Here is a 25,422-nt window from a genome sequence, read left to right as displayed (position 1 = left end):
GCGCGCTCATGGTGGTCGTCCTCCGGATGCTGCTCGCCCGCATCCTCGCGCTGATCCCGTTGGTACTCGGCGTGATCCTGTTCGTGTTCGTCGTCATGCAGTTCTCCCCCGTCGACCCGGCGGTGGCCGCGCTCGGCGAATCCAACCCGACGCAGGAACAGCTCCAGCAGTTCCGCCAGGAGAACGGGCTGCTGGATCCGCTTCCGCTGCAGTTCGTGCACTTCGTGGGCAACCTGCTGCAGGGCGACTTCGGCATCAGCGTGATCACGCGGGAGTCGGTGGGGCAGACCATCGCCACCGCGCTGCCGCTGACGGTGCAGCTGACCCTGCTGGGCCTGCTGATCGCGATCGTCCTCGGCGTCGTGCTGGGCGTGACGTCGGCCCTGTTCCGCGACCGCTGGCCGGACCAGGTGATCCGGATCGTCACGCTGGCCGGGGTCGCCGCGCCCGCGTTCTGGATCGCGATCCTGCTGGTGCAGTGGCTCGCCGTCGGTGCGGGCCTGTTCCCCACCAGCGGCTACATCAGCCCGGCCGACTCGTTCGGCGGCTGGCTGAACTCGCTGACGCTGCCCGCGATCTCACTGGCACTGCCGGTGGCGGCGCAGCTGACCCGGATCATCCGCACCTCGATGGTCGAGGAGCTGGACCGGGACTACGTCCGCACCGCGCGCGGCGGCGGGCTGCCACCGGTCGTGGTGGTGGGCCGCAACGTCCTGCGCAACGCGCTGATCAACCCCCTCACCGTGCTCGGCCTGCGGGTCGGCTACCTGCTGGGCGGCGCCGTCGTGATCGAGACGATGTTCGCGCTGCCCGGGATGGGACAGAACATGATCCAGGCCGTCAAGGACGGCGACACCACGAAGGTCCAGGGCTTCGTGATCACCATCGCGGTGGGCTTCGTCCTGGTCAACCTGATCGTCGACGTGCTGTACCTGATCGTGAATCCGCGCCTGCGGAGCCGGTCGTGATGCGCCCGCTGTACCGGGCGGGGCTGACGAAGCGGCTGTCCAGGCCCGGTCTCCGGTTCCGCAGGCTGACCCCGGGGTCGTGGGTCGCGATCGTGCTGCTGGTCCTGCTCGCCCTCGTGGCACTCGCCGGTCCCCTGCTGGTCCAGGACCCGTACGCGATCGGCACGCGGATCACCGGGCCGGACGCCGCGCACTGGTTCGGCACCGACAACTCGGGCCGGGACATCCTCTCCCGGACCGTGCACGGCGCCCGCTGGTCGCTCGCGATCGGCCTCGGCGCCGCCGCGCTCGCCCTGGTCGTCGGGGCGATGGTCGGCGCGCTCGCCGCCACCTCGGCCCGCGCCGCGGACTCGGTGATCATGCGGGTCCTGGACGTGATCATGGCGTTCCCCGGCGTCGCGCTCGCGGCGGTGTTCGTCGCCGTGTTCGGCCGGGACATCCAGGTGCTGATCTTCGCGATCGCGTTCCTCAACGTGCCGCCGGTCGCGCGGGTGGTGCGGGCGAACGTGCTGGCGCAGTACAGCGAGGACTACGTCGACGCCGAACGCATCATCGGCGCCCGCCGGTTCTTCATCCTGGTGCGGCACGTCGCGGTGAACTGCGCCGCGCCGATCCTGGTGTTCTGCACGGTGATGGTGGCGGACGCGATCGTGTTCGAGGCGTCGCTGTCGTTCATCGGCGCCGGCATCCAGCCGCCCGATCCGTCCTGGGGCTCGGTACTGTCCGACGGCAAGGACATGGTGCTGACCGGCGGCTGGTGGGCGACCCTGTTCCCCGGCCTGATGATCCTGATCACCGTGCTGGCGCTGAACGTGTTGTCGGAGGGCATTTCCGACGCGTGGGCCGCGCCGTCGACGCGTACCGCGAAGGCGGCGGACAACGCGAAGGCGGTCGTCGCCGGGGAAGCGGCGGAGAACGTCGCGCCGGTACTGCCGATCCGCGGTCTGCGCGAGGTCGGCGAGCGGTTGTCCCGTCGCGCGCGGCCACCGGCGGGCGCGGAGCCGCTGCTGTCCGTCGAAGGCCTGACGATCTCCTTCCCCGAACGGCACAACGGCGTCAACGTCGTCGACGACGTGTCGTTCACGGTGCGGCCTGGCGAGGTGCTCGGCCTGATCGGCGAGTCGGGGTGCGGCAAGTCCCTCACCGCGCTGTCGGTCGTCGGTCTGCAGCCCCGCACCGCGAGCCTGTCCGGGCGGCTGGTGTTCGACGGCGACGACCTGCTGACGATGAAGCCGGCCGCGCGGCGGCGCCACCTCGGCCACGACATCGCGATGATCTACCAGGACGCGCTCAGCTCGCTCAACCCGGCGATGACGATCAACGCGCAGCTCAAGCAGTTCACCCGCCGCGGCGGCACCCGGACCCCGCGTGAGCTGGTGGAGCTGGTCAACCTCGACCCGGACCGGACGCTGCGGGCCTACCCGCACGAACTGTCCGGCGGGCAGCGCCAGCGGGTGCTGATCGCCATGGCCCTGTCCCGCGGCCCGAAGCTGATCGTCGCCGACGAACCGACCACCGCGCTCGACGTGACGGTGCAGGCGCAGGTCATCTCGCTGCTGCTGCGGTTGCAGGAGGAACTGGGCTTCGCGCTCGTCCTGGTGTCGCACGACCTCGCGCTGATGGCGGACGTCGCCGACCGCGTCGTCGTCATGTACGGCGGGCAGGTGGCCGAGGCCGGGACGACCGCGCAGGTCGTCGGCGCGCCCCGGCACCACTACACGCGCGGCCTGCTCAGCGCGGTGCTGTCGCTGGAGGAGAACGACGCGCGGCTCACCCAGATCAAGGGCGTCGTCCCGTCCCCGGCCGACTTCACACCCGGCTGCCGGTTCGCCGACCGCTGTCCCGCCGCGCGGGCGCACTGCCGGACCGAACCGCCGGCCGCCGAGGGCGAGGCCGTGAACCACCTCGTCGCATGCCACCACCCCGCCGAACCGGTGATCGCGCCGGAGGTCCTGGTGAAGGGAGCCCCGGCATGAGCGCGCCGCTGCTCGAACTCGACCACGTGGACGTGGTGCACAAGATCCGCGGGCGCGGCCTGTTCGGGCACGACTGCGTGCACGCGCTCACCGACGCGACGCTGACCGTCCGCCCCGGCGAGACGATCGGGGTGGTCGGCGAGTCCGGATGCGGCAAGACGACGCTCGCGAAGGTCGTCGTGGGCCTGCGGAAACCGACCGGCGGCACCGTGCGGCACCACGGGAAACCGGTGTGGGACAAGGGCTCCGACCGCCGCGAGTTCGGCCGCGACATCGGGATGGTCTTCCAGGACCCGACGACGGCGTTGAACCGGCGGATGTCGATCGAGCGGATCGTGCGCGACCCGCTCGACGTGCACCAGTCCGGTACGCCGTCGCAGCGCGCCGGGCGGGTGCGGGAGCTGATGGACCTGGTCGGCCTGCCGTCCAGCGTCGCCGACGCGGTACCCGGTCAGCTCTCCGGCGGCCAGCGCCAGCGCGTGGCGATCGCCCGCGCACTGGCGCTGGAGCCCGCGCTGCTGGTGGCCGACGAGCCGACCTCCGCGCTGGACGTGTCGGTGCGGGCCCAGATCCTCAACCTGCTGCTCGACCTGCGGGAACGGCTGGGCCTGGCGATGATCTTCGTCTCGCACGACATCCAGACCGTGCGCAAGATGAGCGACCGCATCGTCACGATGTACCTGGGCCGCATCGTGGAGGACGCCCCGGCGGGGGCGATCCCCGCTGAGGCACGGCATCCCTACACGCGGGCGCTGTTCTCCGCCACGCCCAGCCTGCTGAACCCGATCGACCCGATCGTGCTCACCGGTCCGGTGCCCTCGGCGGTCAACCCGCCCAGCGGCTGCGCCTTCCGCACCCGCTGTCCGAAAGCGACGGACGCCTGCGCCACGGAGGTGCCACCGGCGTCGGCGGCCGGGGACGGCCACCTCTTCCACTGCATCCACCCCGAACCCGAAGTGAGCGTGCGATGACTCGATTCACCGGCATCATCCCCCCGTTGTGCACGCCGCTGCGGGACGACTTCACGATCGACGTCGACTCGCTGCGCCGTCACCTCGACGGTCAGCTGGCCGCGGGTGTGCACGGGGTGTTCGTGCTCGGCAGTTCGAGCGAGGTCGCGTTCCTGCCCGACCGGCAGCGCCGCGTGGTCATCGAAACGACTGTCGAGCACGTCGCCGGCCGCGTTCCGGTGCTCGCCGGATGCATCGACATGACCACCCTGCGGGTGGCCGAGCACGTCCGCGTCGCGGAGGAGGCGGGCGCGGATGCGCTGGTCGTCACGGCGCCGTACTACACACGCACGCATTCCGCCGAGATCGAGCAGCACTTCCGGTTGCTGCGCTCGCGCTCGGCGCTGCCGATCTTCGCCTACGACATCCCGATGGCGGTGCACACCAAGCTGCACCGGGAGATGGTCCTGCGCCTGGCCTCCGACGGCGTTCTGGCCGGGGTCAAGGACTCCAGCGGTGACGAGGCCGGGTTCAGCGCACTGCTGCTGGCGCGCCGGGACCGCGGTCTGACCGAGTTCGCGGTGTTCACCGGTTCGGAACTGGTCGTGGACCTCGCGCTGCGGATCGGCGCCGACGGCGCGGTTCCCGGATTGGCCAATGTGGACCCCGCGGCCTACGTCGGCATCTGGGACCGGGTGCGCGCCGGAGACCTCGACGGGGCGCGGCAGGAACAGGAACGGCTCCTGCGGCTGTTCACGATCACCCACGCCGCGCCGCCGGAACGCATGGGCCGCGGGTCCGCCGGCCTCGGTGCGTTCAAGGCGGCGATGAAGATGCGCGGCTTCATCGACAACTCGGTGATGGCGCCGCCCCAGCTGCCCCTCAACGACGAAGAACTGCTCAGCATCAAGGGAACCCTCACGGAGGCTGGCCTGCTGTGATCCACTACGGCGCCGACTACAACCCGGAACACTGGACCGAGGACGTCTGGGACTCCGACGTCAAGCTGATGACCGAGGCCGGGGTCACCCTGGTCAGCCTGGGGATCTTCTCCTGGGCCAAGGTCGAGCCCCGGCCGGGCGAGTTCGATTTCGGCTGGGTCGACACGGTGATGGACAAGCTCGCCGCGGCCGGAATCGGTGTGTCCCTGTCCACCATGACGGCGGCACCGCCACCCTGGCTCGCGCACCGTCACCCGGAAACGCTGCCGGTGCGCGAGGACGGCACCCGGTTGTCGGTCGGGTCGCGGCAGCAGTACTGCCCGTCCAGCCCGGTGTACCGCGAGCATGCGGGACGGCTGGCCGAGCAGGTCGCGCGACGGTACGCCGACCACCCCGCGTTGAGAATCTGGCACGTCGGCAACGAGTACGGCTGCCACATCCGGCAGTGCTACTGCGACACGTCCGCGGCGGATTTCCGGGACTGGCTGCGCGCCCGGTACGGGACGCTGGACGCGCTGAACACGGCGTGGTCGACCACGTTCTGGTCGCAGGGCTACTCGGACTGGGACGAGATCCAGCCACCGCGGGTGGCGCCGTCGTTCCGGAACCCGGCGCAGCAACTGGACTTCCACCGGTTCTCCTCGGACGCGATACTGGCCTGCTACCGGACCGAGGCGGACATCCTGCGACGGATCACGCCGGAGGTGCCCCTGACGACGAACTTCGTCGGGCTGGTGCAGAAGTCGCTGGACTGGCACACCTGGGCGGAGCAGGAAGACGTCGTCTCGCTCGACTCGTATCCGGAGCCCTACGATCCACGCGGGCACGTCGAAGCGGCGTTCGGCTACGACGTCGTGCGGTCGCTCAAGGACGGCAAGCCATGGCTGTTGCTGGAACACGCGCCGAGCGCGGTCAACTGGCGCCGCACCAACGGCGCCAAGTCGCCGGGGGTGATGCGCCAGGGCGTCCTGCAGGCGGTCGCGCGCGGAGCCGACGCCGCGTTGTTCTTCCAGTGGCGGCAGAGCCGCGGCGGCGCGGAGAAGTTCCACTCCGCGATGGTGCCGCACGTGGGCGCCGACACGCGTGTCTTCGCCGAAGCACGCGACCTGGGGCAGGACCTCAAGGCACTGTCCGATGTGGAAGGTACGCGGGTGGACTCGGACGTGGCGATCCTGCACGACTGGAACAGCTGGTGGGCACTGGAACTGGACGCGCACCCCTCGGCGGACGTCACGCAGCTCGACTCGCACCTCGCGCACTACGCGCCGTTCTTCGACGCGGGTGTCACGTGCGATGTGGTGCCGCCCTCGCGTGACCTGTCGGCGTACAAGCTGGTCGTGGTGCCGAACCTGTACCTGCTCGACGAGGACGGCGCGGAGCGGTTGCGTCAGTACGTCCGCATGGGCGGCCATCTGGTGGTGTCGTTCTTCTCCGGCATCGTCGACTCGTGCGACCGCGCCCACCTGGGCGGATACCCGGTGGCGCCGCTACGGGACGCACTCGGCGTGCGGATCGAGGAGTTCTGGCCGCTGGAGCCGGGAACCTCGGTGTCGCTGGGGCCGGGGCTGACCGGAACCCTGTGGTCGGAGGCGATCGAACTCCGCGGCGCGGAACCGGTGGCGTCGTTCGTCTCGGGTGATCTGGCCGGTGCGCCCGCGATCACGCGCCACGCCTACGGGGCCGGGGTGGCGTGGTACCTCGGCACCCGCCCCGATCCGGACGGGATGCGCCGCCTGCTGGACCGCGTGCGTGCGGAGGCGGGCGTGGAGCCGGTCGTGCCCGGCCTGCCCGCCGGGGTCCAGGCGGTACGGCGGGAAGCCGAGGACCGCGAGTTCCTGTTCCTGCTCAACCACAACGCCGGTGAGGTCACCGTCGAGCTGCCCTTCGAGGCACCGGACCTGTTGACCGACCGGGTCTCGGCCCGGCACGTTCTGGCGCCCCGTGGCGCCGCGGTAGTGCGAACCGACCGAAGGGAAGGCACATGAGATCGTCCGCAGCGTGGCGAACGGTCCCGCTCCTGGTAGCGGTACTGCTCGCCGGACTACTCGGGGGCACCGCCTCCGCCGACACCGCCAGACCCGGCTTCGACCAGCAGGCGCTGTTCAACCCGCACGTCGAACAGGGCTACTTCTGCTTCCGCATCCCCGCCATCGTCAAATCCGCCCACGGCACGCTGCTGGCCTTCGCCGAGGGCCGGGTCAACGACTGCGGCGACGCCGGTGACATCGACCTCGTGCTCAAACGTTCCACCGACGGCGGCAGGACGTGGTCGCCGATGCAGATCGTCAACCCGGGCGACGGTGACACGCACGGCAACCCGGTGCCGATCGTCGACCAGCAGACCGGCCGCATCGTCCTGATCACCACGTACAACGCCGGGCGCACCGACGGCAAGGGCTGCGCGGTGCCGTGCGCCCGCACCCCGCACGTGCAGTACAGCGACGACGACGGCCGCACCTGGTCGGCGCCCGTGGACATCGGTTCGCAGGCCACCAGGCCGGAGTGGAACGCGTGGTACGCCACCGGTCCGGTGCACGGCATCCAGCTCACCAAGGGCCCGCACCGCGGTCGCCTGGTGTTCGGGGTGAACGGGGAGACCGCCGAGGGCGCCGACCCGGTGGAGAACTTCGGTGCGCTGGTCTACAGCGACGACCACGGCACGACCTGGCACATCGGCGCCACGGACAGCTACGCGTTCCCGGCGGGCGGCACCTTCGGTCAGAAACCGCAGGAGATCAGCGTCGTCGAGCTGGCCGACGGCACCGTCTACGCCGGCGGGCGCGAGCAGGGCGGTACCGGCATCGGCAACCGTGACTACGCGCTCAGCCGGGACGGTGGCGAGACGTTCAGCAGGGACTTCACCACGATCCCGGACCTGGTGACGCCGATCGTGCAGGGTTCGCTGCTGCGCCTGGACCGGCCGGGGCCGGACCGCATCCTGTTCGCCTCGCCGTCGGACACCGACCGGCGGCGGTGGATGATGATCCGCTCGTCCTACGACGGCGGCCGGTCCTGGGAGAACGCCGAGCAGGGCACCCGGGTCACCGACGAGTGGTCGGGCTATTCGGACATGGTGCAGATCAGCGGGAGGAATGCCCGGACGACCGAGATCGGCCTGATGTACGAAGGCGGCCCCGTGGACGCCCGAGACGAAATCCGCTTCGCCCGCTTCGGCGAAGACGTGCTCGGCTGGCGCAACTCGGCGGGCCCGACGACGCGGGACGTGTCCGGCCGGCACTCCGACGCCTACCTCGTAGGCGGCCCTTCCCGCGCGGCAGGCCGCTTCGGCAGCGGCGTCTCACTCGACGGTGTGGACGACTTCGTGCGCGTCCCGTACGACAGCGCGCAACTGGTCGGGTCCTCGGACTTCACCTGGACCGGCTGGGTCCGCTACGGCGAGTCGACCGATGACCAGGTGTTCTTCTGGATGGGTGGCATGGGCTCGACCGCACCCCAGCTCTGGCTGCGCGGCGAGCCGGGCGCGAACCGCCTGATCGCGTCGATGACCACCGCCGCGGGCACGAAGCAGATCACCTCGGCCGGCGCCTACAACGACCAGCAGTGGCATTTCGTGGCGCTGCAACGGATCGGCGGCGAACTGCGCTTGTCCGTCGACGGCGCCGTGGTGGCCTCCGGTCCCGCGGCCGCGGGTTCGGTCACGCAGACCGTGTCGTTCCAGTTCTGGCTCGGCCGCCGCCTCGACGGCGTCCACGGCCTGACCGGCTCGATGGACGAGGTCCGCCTCTACCGCCGCGCCCTGTCCCCGTCCGAACTGGACGCCGTACGGGTCGCGAACGCCCCCATCCGGGACGCCCTGTCCCTGCGACTGCCGTTCTGACCACACGGCGGACGGGTGGCGGCTCACTGGTCACCACCCGTCCGTCGTGTCGAGACTGGCGCGCATCGGTCACAGGCCGAGCAGCCCGCCCAGGAGACCGTCGTGGCCGTTCCCGTGCCCACCGTCGCCGGTGGTGGCGTGCTGTCGAAGCTGACGCCGTCCGCGCCGACGGTCGCACCGTGGTCGGAGTAGGTGTCGGCCGGGGCGATGCCCAGGCACCCAGGCTCAGCGGCACCGCGAGCGCGCTGGCGGCCATCAGTCGGCGAATCGTACCCATCAGACGATTCGTTTCTGTTTCCGGACCGGGCAGGGTCTGTTCTCGGTGCGGTGGCACCCGAGGCCGTGGCCACGAACGGCGCCGCTGTCGGGCGATACTCGCCGAACACACCCATCCGTGACCCGGCCACTCCGACCCCGGGGGTCGAGGATCGTCGGACCCCGCCTTCGTCCTGTCGGACCGGCAATGCGCACCACCAGGGGTCGCCTGTGTGACGCAGGGAGTGAATCAGTGTTCGGTGGGAATTTCGCGGCACGGATGATCAACCGCAGTGCCGGGAACGAGCGGGACCGGCGGCGACTTCTCCAAGCAGCCGGTCTGAGTGGTCTCGGCGTGGCCGGGGCGGGCGCCCTGGGCGCGGTCGGAGGTGGTGGCGTCGCCGCGGCAGCGCCGGGCCGGGCCACCGCGGCGGCCGGAGCCGAGGCCCAGATCAGCGAGCACGTGGCGTTCCTGCGAACGGCGCTGGGAGCGGCGGCGGGACTCGTCAAGCCGGGGCACACCTTCGACGCCTTCGCCTGTGAGAAGAACTTCCTGCTCGCCGCTTTCCTGTTCGAAGACGTCGGGGTCACCGCCTACAAGGGAGCGGCACCGCTGATCTCGAACAAGACCTACCTGCAGGCCGCGGCCGGGATCCTGGCCGTGGAGGCTTACCACGCCGGAAACATCCGCAGTGCGCTCGTGGAAAGCGGGAACGGGCTGCCCGGCACGGGCCTGTTCACCCACGATCTGCGGCAGGCATCGGTCACGTTGTCCGACGCGCGCGACAGCCTGGACGGTACGACCGACCTGGACCAGGGCGTCGTCGACGCCAAGGGCCAGGCGAACGTCGCGCCGACGGACGCCAACGGCTCCGGCGGTTCTTTCCCCAGGGCGTCAACGGTGAGATCAACACCGCGCGTTCGGTCGGCCCGCGGCCAGGATGCGTCCGAAAACTCAGTCGAGGAACACCATGGCGACGGCGGGGGTGGTGGGCTGCACCGAGCCGGGCGCGGGTTCCGCCGTGATCGCGACGCGGTTGGTGTCCGCGGGCAGCGGCGTGAGCAGCGGATGCCACTGGTGCGGGGCGTCGGCGGTGAGCAGGCCCGCGGATCGCGCACCGGCCGGTCCCAGCAGCCAGACCTGGTAGGTGCGCGTGGGATCGAGCGGCGGCAGATCGGCCAGCACCACCGCCCTGCCCTGGGCTCGGGAGGCCACGACGCGGGCCTTGTCCGCCTGGTCGACGTCCTGCCGGGTGGCCGCGTCGGGTGCGCCGAGCACGGTGTTGACCTCGGCCAGGTGCTGCTGCGCGGCGTCGAACCGGGCGCGTTGCTCACCGGCGCTCTGGACGCCGAGCACCACGGCGACCACAGCCGCGGCGGCGGTGACCAGCACGGCGATGCGGGCCGGGCGACGGGAACGTGGCCACAGGCGGAGCGCGGACTGGCGCACCCTGGCGATGCGGCGCAGGACTCCGCCCTTCATCCCGGACGGTGGTTCTTCGGTGACGGCGGCAGCCAGCCGCGCCGCGGTCGCGCGGAACTCGGCGACTTCCGCGCGACAGGGCGGGCAGGCGCCGAGGTGCTCTTCGAACCGCGCGCGCTCGTCGGGGCCCAGTGCGTCCAGGGCGTAGGCGCCGGAAAGGAGGTGCAGGTGCGGAGCCACGGGGGTCCTTTCGCTTCGGTCCGGCGCGAGAGCAGTGGGAAGCCGCCCGTCGTGCGGACCCCGTGACCGTGATTCGGCTTGTCGATCTCCGCGGATTGGTTTTCCCTCGTCTCCGGACCAATACCCGCGGGCGCCCGCCGCGAACAGGAGGTATGGCCGATACCGGAACGCCTCACGAGACACGGTCCGCGCCACCCGGGCGGGTGAGAGCGTGGAAGGCGGCGTTGTGCGGGGTGCTGGCGTTGTTCGCGGCGCTGGCGGCCGGCCACCTGGTGGCGGGACTGATCGCGGTGAACGCCTCGCCCTATCTGGCGGTGGGCAACGGGGCGATCGATCTGACGCCGAGCCCGGTGAAGGATTTCGCGGTGCGCACGTTCGGCACCCACGACAAACTCGTGCTGCTGTGCGGGATGGCGGTGGTGCTGGTCGTGGTCTCCGCGCTGGCGGGGGCGGCTTCGCGCCGGTCGGTGTGGCCGGGCGCGGTGGTGATCACCCTGTTCGGCGTGGTGGGGGTGGTCGCGGTCGCCGCCCGGCCCGATCTGGACACCGTGGCCTTGCTGGCGCCGGTGGCGAGCCTGCTCGCCGGTGTGGGTGTGTTCGTGGCGCTGCACCGCGCCGCCCGCCCCGGGATGGCTGCCGCCGCGACGGGCACGACGCGGCGGACGTTCCTGAGCACCGGGGCCGGTGTGGTGGTGGGGTCCGCGCTGGCGGGAGTCGGTGGTCAGCTGCTGGCCGGATCGAAGGACGCGGCCTCGTCGCGGACGGCGGTGGGCAGGCTGGTGCCGGCGCGGACGGCCCCGGCGATCCCGGCCGGTGCGGACTTCGCCGCTCTGGGGACCCCGCCGTTCGTGACGCCGAACCGGGAGTTCTACCGGGTGGACACCGCGTTGACGGTGCCGCAGGTGCGCACCGAGGACTGGTCGTTGCGCCTGCACGGCATGGTGGAGCGGGAACGCGTCTACAGCTACTCCGACATCCGGGACCGGCCGCTGGTGGAGCGCACCATCACGATGACGTGCGTGTCCAACGAGGTCGGCGGGCCGTACGTGTCGACCGCGAACTTCGTCGGTGTCGATCTGGCCGACCTGCTCGACGAGGCCGGTGTGCGGCCAGGGGCCGAACAGCTGTTCTCGACCAGCGTGGACGGGTGGACCTCGGGTACCCCGGTGGCGGCGGCACTGGACCGCGACCGCGGCGCCATGCTGGCGCTGGGCATGAACGGGGAACCGCTGCCGCTGGAACACGGGTTTCCCGCGCGCCTGGTCATCCCCGGGCTCTACGGCTATGTCTCGGCGACCAAATGGGTCACCGAGCTGGAGGTCACCACCTGGCAGGCGCGGCGGGCGTACTGGCTGCAACGCGGCTGGGGTGAGCAGGCGCCGATCAAAACGCAGTCCCGCATCGACTCCCCGAAGGGCTTCGCCACCGTCGGCGCCGGGACGGTGCGCGTGGCCGGGGTGGCGTGGGCGCAGCACACCGGCGTCGCGGCCGTCGAGGTGCGGGTGGACAACGGCCCCTGGCAGCAGGCGACACTGTCCACCGAGGTCAATGTGGACACCTGGCGGATGTGGCACGCCGAGCTCACCGTGCCCCCCGGCTCGCACCAGGTGTCCTGCCGCGCGCGCGACCGGTCCGGCTACACCCAGACCCAGGAGCGTGCCGGGACCGTCCCCGACGGCGCGACCGGCTGGCACACCATCTCCTTCACCGCCAAATAAAAAAAAAATCCACGGTCGATCCAATCCGGACGCGATCCGCCGCCGAATACCCGGTGACAGCAGGGCACGCACCCTACCCCGCGTGGCCGCGTCCATCCTGAATGGAGTGATTCTTCGTGAAGACCGCCCGCTACGCCGGAGCCGGCCTCGCCGCCGCCGCGATGTTCTCCCTCGCCGCCTGCGGCAGCAGCGGTGAGGACTCCGCCTCCGACACGGCCAGCAGCTCGATGGCGCCCTCCAGCTCGATGTCCGCACCCATGTCCAGCAGCATGGGCACCGGTGTCACCACCAACGCCGACGTCTTCGGCCCCGCCTGCGGCCAGCTGCCGCAGGGCAACGAGCCCGGCTCGCTGGACTCGATGGGCCCGCAGCCGGTGGCCAGCGCCGCCTCCACCAACCCGCTGCTGACCAAGCTGGTCGCCGCGGTGCAGGCCACCAACCTGGTGGACACGCTCAACAGCCAGGAAGCCATCACCGTCTTCGCCCCGGCCGACGCGGCCTTCGACAAGCTGGGCGAGGCCAAGTTCACCGAGCTGGCCCAGAACCCGTCGCAGCTCGCGCCGATCCTGCAGTACCACGTCGTGCCGCAGCGCTACGACGCCCAGGGCCTGCAGGGCGCCGGCAGCGTCGAGACGCTGAACACCGACGGCGGCCCGGTCAAGATCGAAGGCAGCGGCGAGAACATGACCGTCAACGGCGCGAAGGTGCTGTGCGGCAACATCCCCACCAAGAACGCCACCGTCTTCGTCATCGACAACGTCCTCACCCCCGGCACCAACAAGTAACACCACCCGGCGCGAGCCCGGACCGGTCACCGGTCCGGGCTCGCGCCGTTCACCGCACCGGTCGCCGGCCTGGAGCGCCGTTGAGCCGGTGCCGTTCGTGGATGTAGACGGCCTGGCCGATGGCCCCGAGCATCATCCCGAACGATCCGATGATGAACAGCCAGATCGCGAGCAGCTCCAGCGAAGGCGAGACGAACAGCACACTGCCGACGAAGAAGACGATGTTCCCCACCACGCCGATGGCCAGGTGGACGGTGGGAAACTCGCGGACGAATTCACGCGTGTACATGGCCCTCCTGGTCGTTCCCGGCATCGAACCGATCCCAGGGGTGCATTCCCGGGCAGGGAACCACCAAAACCCCGTGGCGGGCGGAACACGGCCTGACGCTAGCTCGGGTAGAGCCGGGCCATGGCGCGGGCGATTTCGGCGATGCGGTCGCGGAATCCTTCTGGTGCCACGATTTCGGCGTCCGCCCCGAGTTTGAGGAGTTCCGGCAGGGTGTGCTCGGCGGATTCGACGGGAAGCGTGACCTCGATCCAGCCGTCCGGGCCGGGTTCGGTCGCGGTCCGGCGGGCGGCCTCGACGAGGGCCGGTTCCAGAAGGTCCGGCAGGCGGGTGAGGGCGTCGCGGGAGAGCCGGACGGTCGCGGTGTGCTGGTGCCGTCGGGCGTCGAAGTTCCTCAGGTAGTCCTGCCAGTAACCGGCGAGGTCGAATCCCGGTTCCCGGTCGAAGGTCCCGGACCGTGTCTCGGCGTCGAGGATGCGGGAAACCCGGTACGTGCGTAGCCCGCCCGCGCTGCGGGCCACGAGGTACCAGTGGCCCGCCTTGAGCACCAGGCCGTAGGGCTGCACGGTTCTGGTCACCTCCTGCGGCGCGGCCCAGCGCTCGTAGCGCAGGCGCACCTCGCGCTGGTTCCACACCGCGTCCGCGACGAGCGTCAGGTGCGGCGTGTGGTCACCGTCCTGGTACCAGGACACCGCGTCGAGGTGGAACCGCTGCGAGATCCGTCCGGCCCGGTCGCGCAGCTCGACCGGGAGCGCGGCCGTGAGTTTGAGCTGGGCGGCGGTCACCACGGCGCCGAGCCCGAGATCGGCGGCGGCGCCGGGCAACCCGGTCAGGAACAGTGACTCCGCTTCTCCCACGGTGAGCCCGGTCAGCCGGGTGCGGTAGCCGTCGAGCAGTTCGTACCCACCGTCGTGACCGGGTTCGGCGTAGACGGGGATACCGGCGGCGCTGAGCGATTCCATGTCGCGGTACACCGTGCGCACCGACACTTCGAGCTCGTCGGCCAGCTCCCGCGCGGTCATCCGTCCCCGGTTCTGCAGCAACAGGAGGGTGGAGACCAGTCGGCTCGCCCGCATGTGATCCATTGTGCCGCATCCACTGACAGCAGATGTCAGGAAAGCGGCTCTAGCCTCCTCGCCAAGATCACGCGAGAGGGAGATGGATGATTCCTGAGCAGGAGACTTTCGACGGCACCTGGCCCTACCCGGCCCGCTACACCGAGGCCGCCGGGTTCCGCCAGCACTACGTCGACGAGGGGCCCCGGACGGGACCGGTCATCGTGCTGCTGCACGGCGAACCGACCTGGGGCTACCTGTGGCGGCACCTGATCGGCCCGCTGTCCCGGGCACAGCGCGTCGTGGTGCCCGATCACATGGGTTTCGGCAAGAGCGCCACCCCCGCCGACCGCACCTACCTCGCGGGCGAGCACATCGCCAACCTGGAGGCGCTGCTGGTGGGTGAACTGGACCTCGACCGGATCACGCTGGTGCTGCACGACTGGGGCGGCCCCATCGGCACCGGGTTCGCGCTGCGGCACCCCGGGCGGATCGAGCGGATCGTCGCCACCAACACGGTCCTGCCGCTCGGGCTGCCCGGTTACGACGATTTGATGGCGGGCAATCTCGCCGACAGCTCGTGGTTCCGGTGGGCCCGCGCGGCACACGCCGAGGGCACGCTGGAGGAGGTGCTCGGCAACGCCGGGAACACCGTGACCCACCTGATGCTCGCGCTGCAGACCATCACCCGCCCGGAGGTCGTCACCCCGGCGTGGATCCGCGCCTATTCCGCGCATTTCACCAGCCGCGCCGAATGCCGCGGCGTGATCCGGTTCCCGCAGCAACTCGTCGCGCCCGCCCCGGACGATCCGGACCCCGCCCCGGAGCCGGACGCGGTCGCCGCCCTGCGGGCCAAACCCGCGATACTGGTCGAAGGAATGCGTGACACGGCGTTGCTGCCCCGGTACGTCATCCCGGCGTTCCGGGCCGCGTTCCCGCAGGCCCCGGTCGTCGAACTGCCCGGCGTGGGCCATTTCCCGCAGGAAGACGCGCCGGAAACGCTGCTCGCCCTGATCGAGCTGTTCCTCGCCACCACCTGAGGTCCACTGTGGAGGACGCCGCGCGCTGGTCCGGCCGCGGGATCACCTCGGTGTCAGCTGGTCCTCGTGCGCGACCTCATCAAGGAGTTCCTCCGCGACCCGCGACGCCGCCCAGCGTGAGCTTCCCGTCGACGCGGCGCGGAATGCCCAGTGGATTGCCGTCGCGCAGCGCGGCGGGCAGCAGGTGCCCCGGCACGTCCTGGTAGGTGAGGGGACGCAGGAACCGCCGGATCGCCGTGGCGCCCACCGACGTGTGCAGGACCGCCGTGGTCGCGGGCGACGGGCCGCCGTGGTGCTGTGACCAGGTCACCGCCACACCGGTGGGCCATCCATTGTGGATCAGACGGCCGACCCTGGCGGCCAGCGCCGTCGCGGCGGGCGCGGCATCGGGGTCCTCCGGCTCGGCGTGCAGGGTGCCGGTCAGCGCCCCGGGGACGAGGGCCAGTGCGGCCGCGAGCTCGTCCGGGGCCGAGTAGCTCACCACGACGGTCACCGGGCCGAAGCACTCCTCGGTCAGGACCGCGGCGTTCGCCATGAACGCCTGGGCGTCGACGGTCACCACCTGCGCGGCCACCTGGTGACCGTCGGCCGCGGACGCCTGGCCGTCGAGCAGTGCGCGAACTCCGGGCACCTCCAGCATTCGGTCCAGCCCCTCCCGGTAACCGGTGGCGATCCGGGCGGTGAGCAGCGGCGTCACCGTCGCCTCGGCCACCTTGTCCGCGACACGCTGCGGCAGGCCGGCCGCCGAGGGCACGAACACCAGACCCGGTTTGGTGCAGAACTGGCCGCTGCCGAGCATCGCGCTGCCCGCCAGGCCCTCCGCGATCTCCCCGGATCGGGCGGCGGCCGCGGCGGCGGTGACGACGACCGGGTTGATGCTGCCCAGCTCACCGTAGAAGGGAATCGGATCGGGCCGGGACATCGCGACGTCGAACAGAGCGCGGCCGCCGCCGGGCGAGCCGGTGAATCCGACCGCGGTCACCGCCGGGTCCGCCACCAGCGCCCGCCCCGCCTGCTCCCCGTGCACCAGGGTCAGGACACCGTCGGGAGCACCGGCGGCGGCAAGGGCTTCGGTCAGGATCTCGGCGGTGCGCACGGACAGGCCCGGGTGCCCGGGGTGGGCCTTGACCACGACCGGGCATCCGGCGGCGAGAGCGCTCGCGGTGTCGCCGCCAGCCACCGAGAAGGCGAACGGGAAGTTGGACGCCGCGAAGACCGCGACCGGCCCGAGCGGGACGAGCATGCGACGCAGGTCGGTGTGCGGCGGTACGGCATCCGGGTCGGGACTGTCCAGTGTCGCCTCGCAGAACGCACCGTCACGGAGCACTTCCGCGAACAGGTCGAGTTGTGCGGCGGTGCGGGCGAGTTCGCCGGTGAGACGTGGCGACCCGAGCGCGGTTTCGGCATCGGCGAGCGCGCAGAGTTCATCCTGGTGTTCACGCAGCGCCCGGCCGAGCGCGGCAAGCAGTTCGGCGCGCTCGGCGAAGGGCAGCCCGGCCAGCCACGGGGCGGCTTGCGCCGCCCGCGAGCAGGCCGCGCGCACCTGCGCCGGTGTGGTGTCGGGGATTTCCGGGCCCACCGTGGCCCCGGTGCGGGGATCGATCCCGCGGGTCATCGGGCACCTCCTCCGGTGACGGGACAGCGCAGCGGTTTCCCCGCGAGCGCCCGCTCGGCCTCCTCGGCGGCCAGCCGTTGCAGCGCGGCGAGTGAACTGTCGGAGTAGAAGGCCGTGTGCGGGGTCAACAGGACTTCCGGTAGATCGCGCAGGGGTGAATCCGTGGCGAGCGGCTCGGTGTCGAACACGTCGAGCGCCGCCGCGGCCACCCGGCCCGACCGGACCGCACCGGCGAGTGCGTCGTGGTCGATCAGCCCGCCGCGCGAGGTGTTGACCACAACCGCCCCCTCGCGCATCCGGTCGAACGCCGCGGTGCCGAGCAGGTGCCGCGTCTCCTCCGTCAGTGGAGCGTGCAGTGACACCGCGTGCGACTCGCGCAGCAGCGTCTCCAGGTCGGTGAGCGTGAGACCGTCCGACGGCTCGGCGTACGGGTCGTGGGCCACCACCCGGAAACCGAACGGGGCGAGCCTGCGGTGCACGGCGAGCCCGATCCGGCCGAGCCCGACCAGTCCGACCGTGGTGTCGGCGAACCCGGGAAGCGACCCGAGATCACGCGGGACGCACCAGCCCGTCGCGCGGACGCGGCGGTCGTAGGCCGGGATCTTGCGCAGCAGCGTCAACAGCAGCGCGACGGTGTGATCGGCGACCGTGTCGCTGCCGTAGTCCGGCACGTTGGCGACCGCGATTCCCCGCGCCTGCGCGGCGGCGACGTCGACGTTGTCGTAACCGATGCCGTAGCGGATCACCGTCGCGCCGGGCGCCAGCGCGGCGAGCACCGCATCGGTCACCGGGGCGAAGTTCACGAACGCCACGTCGGCACCGGCCACGGCCTGGATCGTCTCGTCCTCGGTGCGGCAGGCGTGCACCGAGAATTCCGCGTCGAACCGTGCGGCGACGGCGGCTTCGTCCGCCACGCCGCCGAAGGCGTGATCGGTGACGACCACCCTGGTCACGAGGCCACCTCCACCGTCGCGCCCAACAGGCCCCGCGCGGCGAGGTTGGCCATCAGCGCCCGGATGCCGAACGTCCAGTCCTCGGCCGCCTCCGCGGTGGTGACGACGTTGACCAGGGTTCCCAGGGCGGGCGAGCTGATCGCGACGACGTCGCCCTGCCGGTGGGTGAAGCCCTGCCCCGCTTCTCCGCGATCCTCGGTCGGGGCGAACATCGTGCCGGTGAACAGGACGAACCCGTCCGGGTAGCTGTGGTGGGTGCCGTGCGCGTGCCGGACCAGGTCCACCAGATCGCGGCTGATCTCGCTCACCGGGTTCACACCGTGCAGCGTGAACCCGTCCGGACCGGTGATGTCCAGCGCGACCTCGGTGCCTCGTGCGTCGTCCAGGGTGAAGGTGTCGTCGAACAGCCGCAGGAACGGCCCGATCGCACAGGAGGCGTTGTTGTCCTTCGCTTCGGTGAGCAACAGGGCGCTGCGTCCCTCGAAGTCGCGGAGGTTCACATCGTTGCCCAGTGCCGCGGCGACCGGCACGCCGGCGGAACTGACCGCGAGCACGAGTTCGGGTTCCGGGTTGTTCCAGGTCGAGCGGGCCAGCACCCCGATCTCGGCGCCCGTGCCGACGGCGGACAGGACAGGGGCCTTGGTGAAGATCTCCGGATCCGGCCCGATGCCGACTTCGAGGTACTGGGACCACAAGCCCTCCTCGACCAGCACCTCCTTGACCCGGGCGGCCTCCGGCGACCCCGGTCGCAGCTGCGCGATCCGGCCGCGGACGACCTCACCGATCCGGGCCCTGATGTCCTCGGCCCGGCCCGGGTCCCCCTTCGCGCGCTCCTCGATGACGCGCTCGAGCATGCTGCGGACGAAGGTCACGCCCGCCGCCTTGAGGACCTGCAGGTCCACCGGGGCGAGCAGGTGGGCAGCGGTCCGGTCACGTCGGAGGGTGGCCGCCAGCAGGGCGGCCAGGTCCCAGTCGCGGCTCCCCTCGTGCGTGCGGACGAGGGCAACGGCGTCGGGCCGGTCCAGCAGTTCGGAGACGGTCGGGACGACAGGGGTCAGGTCGACGACGCGGTCTCCGCGGATCGCGGCGACGCACGGCCCGCCGGCCGCCGGATCGAACACGCGAGCCACCAGGGTGGCTCGCTCCGCGTCGCCGGGGAGCACGGACCCGGCGTAGGCGTGCAGATTCATGGATGACAGCCCTCCTCGTCACGCGCCCGACGGACGCCAACAATGTCCTATCATCGTACAAAGTTGCCGTCAACGGGCCCGCTGGACGGGCAGGTCCAGCGTACAACGGGGAGGGCCGCGGGGTTCGTCGTACGATCTGCGCATGGCCGAAGCACTCCACCAGCGCCTGTCGGAAACCCTCGCGGACACACTGCAGGACGAGATCGTGCGGCTGGCACCCGGCGACCGCCTTCCGACGGAAGCCGAACTCGCCCGCCGCTTCGACGTCTCGCGCACGGTGGTGCGGGAGACGGCCCGGCTGCTCATCCAGCGTGGACTGGTCACCGTCAAGCCCGGACGCGGGATGACGGTCGCGGAACTCGACGGACGGCTGATCGCCGAGCAGTACGGCCTGCTGATGCGCCGCAGCGAGGGCTCCTTCGCCCAGCTCCTCGAACTGCGCCTGGTGCTGGAGGTCGAGATGGCGCAACTGGCCGCGGCCCGGCGGACCGAGCAGCACCTCGCCGAGATCGAGGAAGCCAACCGGCGGTTGGCCGCCGCACTCGAACAGACCGACGCTCGCGACGAATTCCTCGACGCCGACCTGCGCTTTCACGAGATCGTCGCGACGGCGAGCGGCAACCCGTTCTTCTCACTGGTGATCCACCCGCTCAACGGCTTCCTGCGCGACACCTACCGCACCGGGCCCGGATACCCCTCGGAGTCGGCCAACACGCTGCAGGAGCACCTGCAGATCGCCGAGGCGATCGCGGCGGGCGATCCGTCGCGGGCCCGCTTCGCCACCGAGAACCACCTCCGCCGGGTGATGCGCCACCGCGACCGGCTGGTGGCGGAGAACCGGACGACCACCGTCCACCCCTGACACCGGTATCCGCCGCCTCTTGCGCTGTTCGCACTTCCCGTTCTAAGGTCCGATTATCATACAAAGATCGGATCGCCGCGGTCCGTCCGCGTGCCTCAGGGGAGTTGACACCATGCAGGCCGATGACTCCGACGGCTCCGTGCTCACCTGCCGGAACTTCGTCGCGGGGACCTGGCAGGACAGCGCGGGACCGGGGATCGAGCGCACCAATCCCGCCACCGGAAAGGTCGTCGCGGTAGCGCCGCGCGCCACGGCATCCGAGGTCGACGCCGCCGTGCGGGCCGCGGGGGACGCCTTTCGCACCTGGCGCCGCACGGTGCCGGCCGAGCGGGCCGCGCACCTGCACCGCCTCGGCGAGGCGTGCGCGGGCCGGGTCGACGACCTCGCCACCGCGATCACCCGCGAGCAGGGCAAGCCCCTGGACGAGGCGCGGGGCGAGGTCCGCAAGTTCATCGCCGCGCTGCACTACTACGCCGAAGAAGCCACCCGCGTCTACGGCCGCACGATCCCCAACGACACACCGGGTTTCACCAGCATCGTGGAAAAGGAACCCCTCGGCGTCGTGGCCGGGATCGTGCCGTGGAACTACCCGATCGAGCTCGTCGGCTGGAAGCTGGCCGGCGCCGTCGCCGCCGGGTGCACGATCGTGATCAAGCCGTCCGAGTACACCCCGGGCTGCGCCCAGGTGCTCTCGGAGTGCCTCGCACGGACACTGCCCCCGGGTGTCGCCAACATCGTCTTCGGCGACGGGTCGACCGGGCAGGCGCTGGTGGCGCATCCGCACGTCGCGAAGGTGGGGTTCACCGGCTCGCTCGCCACGGGCCAGGCCCTCTACCGCGCGGTCACCGGCGTCACCGGGCTGTCCCTCGAACTCGGCGGCAGCTGCCCGATGATCGTCACCGGATCGGCCGACGTGGCGGGCGCGGTGCAGGGCGCGACCCGCCGCGCGTTCCGCAACGCCGGCCAGATCTGCATCGCGATCAACCGGATCTACGTGCACGATTCGGTGTACGACGCCTTCGTCGAGGGCCTCGCCACCGCCGCGGACGCGCTCACCGTCGCCGACGGGCTCGCGAACCCCGCCGCCGATGTCGGCTCGCTGACGATGGACGAGACCTACCGGCGCACGCTCGACCACATCGCCGACGCGGACAAGCGCGGCGCGCGGATCGTGGCGGGCGGCGGGCCGCTGGAGGGGCCCGGCCTGTTCCTGCGCCCCACCGTGATCGCCGATGCGCCCGACGACGCGCTCGTCATGACCGAGGAAACGTTCGGCCCCGCCGTCGGCGTCGCCCGCTTCACCGAACTCACCGACGCGATCGACCGGGCCAACCGCGTGCCCGGCGGTCTCGCCGCCTACGCCTACACCAACGACACCCGCGAAACCTTCGCACTCGCGGGCGAACTGGACTTCGGCAACGTCGCCATCAACAACGTCGACGCCGGGATCATCAACGCGCCCTACGGCGGCCGCCGGGAAAGCGGGTTCGGATCCGAGCACGGCCCCGAGGGCCTCGAGTCCTACCTCCAGCTCAAGCACGTGAGGCTTCGCCACGGCGCGTAATGAAGCGCGTGAAAGGACGGCAACACCATGCTGATCGGTATCGACCTGGGCACCTCGGCGTGCAAGGTCATCGCGGTGTCGGCGACGGGTGAAGTGGTCGCCAAGGCACTGCGCGACTACCCGGTGCACACCACCAGACCCGGCTGGGCGGAGCAGGACCCCGCCGACTGGTGGACGGCCGCGGACCAGGCACTGGCCGCGGTCACCGCGGAGCTGCCCGAGGGTGGCCGGGAGGTCGCGGGAATCGGCCTGTGCGGGCAGATGCACGGGCTGACCGCGCTCGACGCCGCGGGCGTTCCGTTGCGCCGGGCCATCCTGTGGAACGACCAGCGGGCCGCGCCCCAGTGCGAGTGGATCACCGAACGCGCCGGCGGGCTCGACGAGCTGCTGCGCATGACGCGCAACCGGATGCTGCCGGGTTTCACGGGTGGCAAGATCGTGTGGTTCCGCGAGCACGAGCCGGAGAACTTCGCCCGCACCCGCCGGATCCTCAACCCCAAGGACTACCTGCGGTTCAGGCTCACCGGCGACTACGCGACCGATGTCTCCGACGCGTCGGGAACCGGCCTGTTCGACGTCGCCCACCGCCGCTGGTCCGACGAACTGCTGGGGCTGCTGGACATCGACCGGGCGCTGCTGCCCGATGTCGTCGAGTCCGTCGAGGCGACCGGCACCGTGCTGCCGGAGCTCGCCGCCCGGTGGCACATCCCCGCGAACACCCCGGTGTTCGGAGGTGGCGGCGACGCGGTCATCCAGACCACGGCGATGGGTTTGCTCGATGCCGGGCCGGTCGGGTTCACGATCGGCACCGCCGGGATCGTCGCCGGCGGTGCGTCGCAGTGCCCCGGCAACCCCGGCGGGCGGGTGCAGATCTCCTGCGGCAACGAGCCGGGGCGCTGGCACGTCATGGGCGTTTCGCTCAGTGCCGGCGGGGCGTTCCAGTGGTTGCGGGACGCGCTGGCCCCGGCCACCGCCGCCGACCCGGTCACGCTGGAGCGGCTGTCGAAGCTGGCCCGCGACATCGGCCCGGGCTCGGAGGGCCTGTTGTTCCTGCCCTACCTGCTCGGCGAACGTTCCCCGCACGTGGCCCCGGCGGCCTCGGCGAGCTGGGTCGGTCTCACCCCGATGCACCACCTCGGTCACCTCGCGCGCAGCGTGATGGAAGGGGTCGTGCTGAACATGCGCGAGATCCTCGAGGTCTGTCTGCAGGCCGGGCTCCCCTGCGACCGGGTGGTGGCCTCGGGCGGCGCCACCAAGGAGTCGCTGTGGCTGCAGATCCTCGCCGACGTCCTGGACAGGGAGACCGTCACCGTCACCGGAGTCGCCGAGGGCGGCGCCTACGGTGCCGCACTGGCCGCCGGAGTCGGCGTCGGGTGGTGGGCCGATCTCGCCGAGGCCGTCGGGCTCCTGGCCGTGGACCAGACGTTCACTCCCGACCCGGCCGCCGTCACGACCTACGACGAGATCTTCGGCCGCCACCGGCGTCTGTACGAGGGCCTGCGCCCCCTGTTCCCGGACCCGGTGCCCGCGTGACCCGGGCGGTGGTGCTCGACCTGGACGGAACCTTGGTCGACAGTGCCCCCGACATCGCCCGTGCGCTCAGCACGGCACTGGCCGCTCACGATCTGCCCGGGATCGCTCCCGACCGGGTCCGGGGTCTCCTCGGTGGCGGCGCCGCGGAGCTCGTGCGCGGGGCGCTCGGCGCCGTCGGCGGTGATCCCGCACTCACCGATGTGGTGCTGGAGACCTATTCCCGCGCCTACCGCGCCCAACCGGCCGCGGCGACCACCGTGCACGCCGACGCCCGCGAAGCGCTCCAAGCCTTGCGGTATCAGGGAATCCGCATCGGGATCTGCACCAACAAGCGCACCGGTCTCTCCCACGACGTCCTGGCCGGGACCGGGCTCGCCGAGCTGGTCGACGTCGTCGTCGGCATCGACGCGGTCGCGGCGGGCAAGCCCGATCCCGGGCACCTCACGGCCGTGCTGACCGCATTGGAGGTCTCCCCCGCCGACGCGGTGTACGTCGGTGACACCGGGATCGACGCGCTCACCGCGCAGCGCGCCGGGGTGGCCTACCGCCACGTGTCCTGGGGCCACCGGGTCCCCGGCGTCATCACCATCGACACCTTCGGCGCTCTGGTCGAAGGCCCAGCGGACAAGGAGTTCCATGCATCCCAGCAGTGACCAGGACCGCGCCAAATGGGCCGCCGGTATCGGCGCGATCGAGACCTACGTCCACGACGGCATGAAACTGGGCCTTGGCTCGGGAACGACCTCCCACTGGTTCGTCCGGGCGCTCGGTGAGGCGGTGGCGAAGGGCCTCGACGTCGTCGGGGTGCCGACCTCCACCGCGACACGCGATCTCGCGATCGAGGTCGGAGTACCGCTGACCACGCTCGCCGACGCGGTGCGACTGGACCTCACCATCGACGGTGCCGACGAGATCGACCACGATGGCGCCATGATCAAGGGCGGCGGCGCCTGCCTGCTGTGGGAGCGCATCGTGGCCGACGCCTCCGACCGGATGGTCGCGGTCGTGGACGACGGCAAGGTCGTGCCCGCACTCGGCGCGTTCCCGCTGCCGATCGAGGTCATCCCCTACGAGTGGGAGTCCACCCGGCGCTCGATCGCCCGGCTGCTCGACCGACTCGGCCAGCCCGCCGCCGAGCTGGTGCTGCGGACCCGCGACGCCGCGCCCGTGGTCACCGACAGCGGGAACTACCTGATCGACGCCGCGTTGACGAAGATCGCCGACCCGCTTGCCCTCGATGCCCAGCTGAACTGGATCCCCGGTGTGGTCGAAAACGGCCTGTTCACCGGAATAGCGGACGAGATGGTCGTCGGCCGCGCCGACGGCACCTACGACGTCCGAGACTGCAGCAGCGCGCCCACCGCGCGCCCGTCCACGACCCCGCGAGGTGACCGATGAGCACCACCCCCACCCTGTCCGCCTTCTCCCTCTCCGGCCGTACGGCCGTCGTCACCGGCGGTGCCCAGGGCATCGGCGAAGCCATCGTCACCGGGTTGCGCGACTCCGGTGCCCGCGTGTTCATCGCCGACATCAACCCCGAGGTCGGCGAGGCCACTGCCCAGCGGCTCGGCGTCGACTTCGTGGCCGCGGACGTGACCGACTCCGACGCCGTCGAGGCCGCGTTCGACCACGTCGTCAGCACTGCCGGACGGATCGACATCGCCGTCAACAACGCCGGCATCGTCCACAACCACCCCAGCGAATCGCTCGCCGACGACGACTGGCGCAAGGTGCTCGCGGTGAACCTGGACGGCGTCTTCTACTGCTGCCGCGCGGCGGGGTCCCGGATGCTCGCCCAGGGCGCCGGGGCCATCGTCAACACCGGCAGCATGAGCGGGCACATCAGCAACTTCCCGCAGGCCCAGTCCGCCTACAACGCGGCCAAGGCGGGTGTCATCCACTTGACGAAGTCGCTGGCAGGGGAATGGGCGGGCCGCGGTGTCCGGGTCAACTCCGTCTCCCCCGGCTACGTGGGCACCGAACTGACCCAGCGCGGGATGGACAACGCGGAGTGGCGCCGCGCGTGGCTCGCGGGCACCCCGATGAACCGGGTCGCCACGCCGTCCGAGATCGCGCCCGCGGTGGTCTTCCTGGCCTCCGACGCGGCCAGCTTCTGCACCGGCACCGATCTCGTGGTCGACGGCGGCTACACCGTCTGGTGATCCGGATCTGATCCCACTTCTCCCTCCGCCCGGCGGCAGGCCCGCCGGGCGGGTGGACACCCCTGCCC

Annotated in this window: 21 protein-coding genes and 1 pseudogene; 16 read left to right on the top strand and 6 right to left on the bottom strand. The window is 71.3% G+C overall.

Annotation, left to right across the window (positions count from 1 at the left end):
* The first annotated feature begins 8 nt into the window (after positions 1-8).
* The 7 genes and pseudogenes from HNR02_RS17185 to HNR02_RS17155 all read left to right on the top strand — a co-directional run bounded on the left by HNR02_RS17185 (position 9) and on the right by HNR02_RS17155 (position 9,954).
* A complete protein-coding gene (locus HNR02_RS17185; protein WP_179774164.1) occupies positions 9-968 on the top strand; it encodes an ABC transporter permease in 960 nt (319 codons plus the stop codon).
* Entirely contained in the window at positions 968-2,944 is a 1,977-nt protein-coding gene (locus HNR02_RS17180; protein WP_179775967.1) for a dipeptide/oligopeptide/nickel ABC transporter permease/ATP-binding protein, read from the top strand. Before HNR02_RS17185 ends, HNR02_RS17180 begins: the two co-directional genes overlap by 1 nt.
* Positions 2,941-3,915, top strand: a complete 975-nt coding sequence (locus HNR02_RS17175) for an ABC transporter ATP-binding protein (protein WP_179774163.1) — start codon at positions 2,941-2,943, stop codon at positions 3,913-3,915. The genes HNR02_RS17180 and HNR02_RS17175 overlap by 4 nt, the downstream gene beginning before the upstream one ends.
* On the top strand, positions 3,912-4,835 hold the full coding sequence (locus HNR02_RS17170) for a dihydrodipicolinate synthase family protein (RefSeq protein ID WP_179774162.1): 924 nt from the start codon (positions 3,912-3,914) through the stop codon (positions 4,833-4,835). The genes HNR02_RS17175 and HNR02_RS17170 overlap by 4 nt, the downstream gene beginning before the upstream one ends.
* Positions 4,832-6,820, top strand: a complete 1,989-nt coding sequence (locus HNR02_RS17165) for a beta-galactosidase (protein ID WP_179774161.1) — start codon at positions 4,832-4,834, stop codon at positions 6,818-6,820. Before HNR02_RS17170 ends, HNR02_RS17165 begins: the two co-directional genes overlap by 4 nt.
* Positions 6,817-8,673 carry a sialidase family protein gene (locus HNR02_RS17160; protein ID WP_179774160.1) on the top strand — a complete coding sequence of 619 codons (1,857 nt, stop codon included), beginning with the start codon at positions 6,817-6,819 and terminating at the stop codon, positions 8,671-8,673. The genes HNR02_RS17165 and HNR02_RS17160 overlap by 4 nt, the downstream gene beginning before the upstream one ends.
* A gap of 508 nt (positions 8,674-9,181) precedes the next feature.
* Positions 9,182-9,954, top strand: a pseudogene (locus HNR02_RS17155) (ferritin-like domain-containing protein).
* On the opposite strand, the gene HNR02_RS17150 reads toward HNR02_RS17155, so the two are convergent.
* Positions 9,884-10,591 (bottom strand): anti-sigma factor, encoded by a 708-nt coding sequence (locus HNR02_RS17150; RefSeq protein ID WP_179774159.1) that lies wholly within the window; start codon positions 10,589-10,591, stop codon positions 9,884-9,886. The pseudogene HNR02_RS17155 and the gene HNR02_RS17150 sit on opposite strands and share 71 nt — an antisense overlap.
* Before the next feature lie 152 nt (positions 10,592-10,743).
* Here HNR02_RS17150 and HNR02_RS17145 point away from each other — a divergent pair, with 152 nt between their 5' ends.
* Positions 10,744-12,309 (top strand): molybdopterin-dependent oxidoreductase, encoded by a 1,566-nt coding sequence (locus HNR02_RS17145; protein WP_179774158.1) that lies wholly within the window; start codon positions 10,744-10,746, stop codon positions 12,307-12,309.
* 161 nt (positions 12,310-12,470) lie between these two features.
* Complete coding sequence (locus HNR02_RS17140; RefSeq protein ID WP_179775966.1) at positions 12,471-13,094, top strand: fasciclin domain-containing protein; 624 nt, start codon at positions 12,471-12,473, stop codon at positions 13,092-13,094.
* A 49-nt stretch (positions 13,095-13,143) separates the two neighbouring features.
* On the opposite strand, the gene HNR02_RS17135 is transcribed toward HNR02_RS17140, so the two are convergent.
* A complete protein-coding gene (locus HNR02_RS17135) occupies positions 13,144-13,383 on the bottom strand; it encodes a YrhK family protein (protein ID WP_179774157.1) in 240 nt (79 codons plus the stop codon).
* Between the two features lie 98 nt (positions 13,384-13,481).
* Positions 13,482-14,456, bottom strand: coding sequence for a helix-turn-helix transcriptional regulator (locus tag HNR02_RS17130; RefSeq protein WP_179774156.1), 975 nt, complete (start codon positions 14,454-14,456; stop codon positions 13,482-13,484).
* An 86-nt stretch (positions 14,457-14,542) separates the two neighbouring features.
* Here HNR02_RS17130 and HNR02_RS17125 point away from each other — a divergent pair, with 86 nt between their 5' ends.
* Entirely contained in the window at positions 14,543-15,475 is a 933-nt protein-coding gene (locus HNR02_RS17125) for an alpha/beta fold hydrolase (protein ID WP_179774155.1), read from the top strand.
* 79 nt (positions 15,476-15,554) lie between these two features.
* Here HNR02_RS17125 and HNR02_RS17120 read toward each other — a convergent pair whose 3' ends face one another.
* Genes HNR02_RS17120 through HNR02_RS17110 form a run of 3 tightly spaced genes read right to left on the bottom strand, consistent with a single transcriptional unit; the run spans position 15,555 to position 19,233 of the window.
* Entirely contained in the window at positions 15,555-17,090 is a 1,536-nt protein-coding gene (locus HNR02_RS17120; protein ID WP_179774154.1) for an aldehyde dehydrogenase (NADP(+)), read from the bottom strand.
* Positions 17,087-18,043, bottom strand: coding sequence for a C-terminal binding protein (locus tag HNR02_RS17115; protein ID WP_179774153.1), 957 nt, complete (start codon positions 18,041-18,043; stop codon positions 17,087-17,089). Before HNR02_RS17115 ends, HNR02_RS17120 begins: the two co-directional genes overlap by 4 nt.
* The gene (locus tag HNR02_RS17110; protein WP_179774152.1) at positions 18,040-19,233 is read right to left on the bottom strand and encodes a fumarylacetoacetate hydrolase family protein; all 1,194 of its coding nucleotides are present in this window, start codon (positions 19,231-19,233) and stop codon (positions 18,040-18,042) included. Before HNR02_RS17110 ends, HNR02_RS17115 begins: the two co-directional genes overlap by 4 nt.
* Positions 19,234-19,375: 142 nt before the next feature.
* On the opposite strand from HNR02_RS17110, the gene HNR02_RS17105 reads away from it, so the two are divergent.
* From HNR02_RS17105 to HNR02_RS17080, 6 genes are all read left to right on the top strand, one after another.
* Positions 19,376-20,095 (top strand): FadR/GntR family transcriptional regulator, encoded by a 720-nt coding sequence (locus tag HNR02_RS17105; protein ID WP_179774151.1) that lies wholly within the window; start codon positions 19,376-19,378, stop codon positions 20,093-20,095.
* Positions 20,096-20,207: 112 nt separating this feature from the next.
* Positions 20,208-21,659: an aldehyde dehydrogenase family protein gene (locus HNR02_RS17100; RefSeq protein ID WP_179774150.1), complete on the top strand. Its 1,452-nt coding sequence runs from the start codon at positions 20,208-20,210 to the stop codon at positions 21,657-21,659.
* 27 nt (positions 21,660-21,686) lie between these two features.
* Positions 21,687-23,192: a xylulokinase gene (gene xylB, locus HNR02_RS17095; RefSeq protein WP_179774149.1), complete on the top strand. Its 1,506-nt coding sequence runs from the start codon at positions 21,687-21,689 to the stop codon at positions 23,190-23,192.
* A complete protein-coding gene (locus tag HNR02_RS17090; RefSeq protein ID WP_179774148.1) occupies positions 23,189-23,845 on the top strand; it encodes an HAD family hydrolase in 657 nt (218 codons plus the stop codon). The genes xylB and HNR02_RS17090 overlap by 4 nt, the downstream gene beginning before the upstream one ends.
* Positions 23,829-24,590: a ribose-5-phosphate isomerase RpiA gene (gene rpiA / locus HNR02_RS17085; RefSeq protein ID WP_179774147.1), complete on the top strand. Its 762-nt coding sequence runs from the start codon at positions 23,829-23,831 to the stop codon at positions 24,588-24,590. Before HNR02_RS17090 ends, rpiA begins: the two co-directional genes overlap by 17 nt.
* The gene (locus tag HNR02_RS17080) at positions 24,587-25,354 is read left to right on the top strand and encodes an SDR family NAD(P)-dependent oxidoreductase (RefSeq protein ID WP_179774146.1); all 768 of its coding nucleotides are present in this window, start codon (positions 24,587-24,589) and stop codon (positions 25,352-25,354) included. Before rpiA ends, HNR02_RS17080 begins: the two co-directional genes overlap by 4 nt.
* Positions 25,355-25,422: the final 68 nt, after the last annotated feature.

This window comes from Amycolatopsis endophytica, assembly GCF_013410405.1.
Taxonomy (GTDB): Bacteria; Actinomycetota; Actinomycetes; order Mycobacteriales; family Pseudonocardiaceae; genus Amycolatopsis_E; species Amycolatopsis_E endophytica.
Note: the sequence above shows the minus strand (reverse complement) of the source record. Positions and strands in the feature narration are given on the sequence as shown.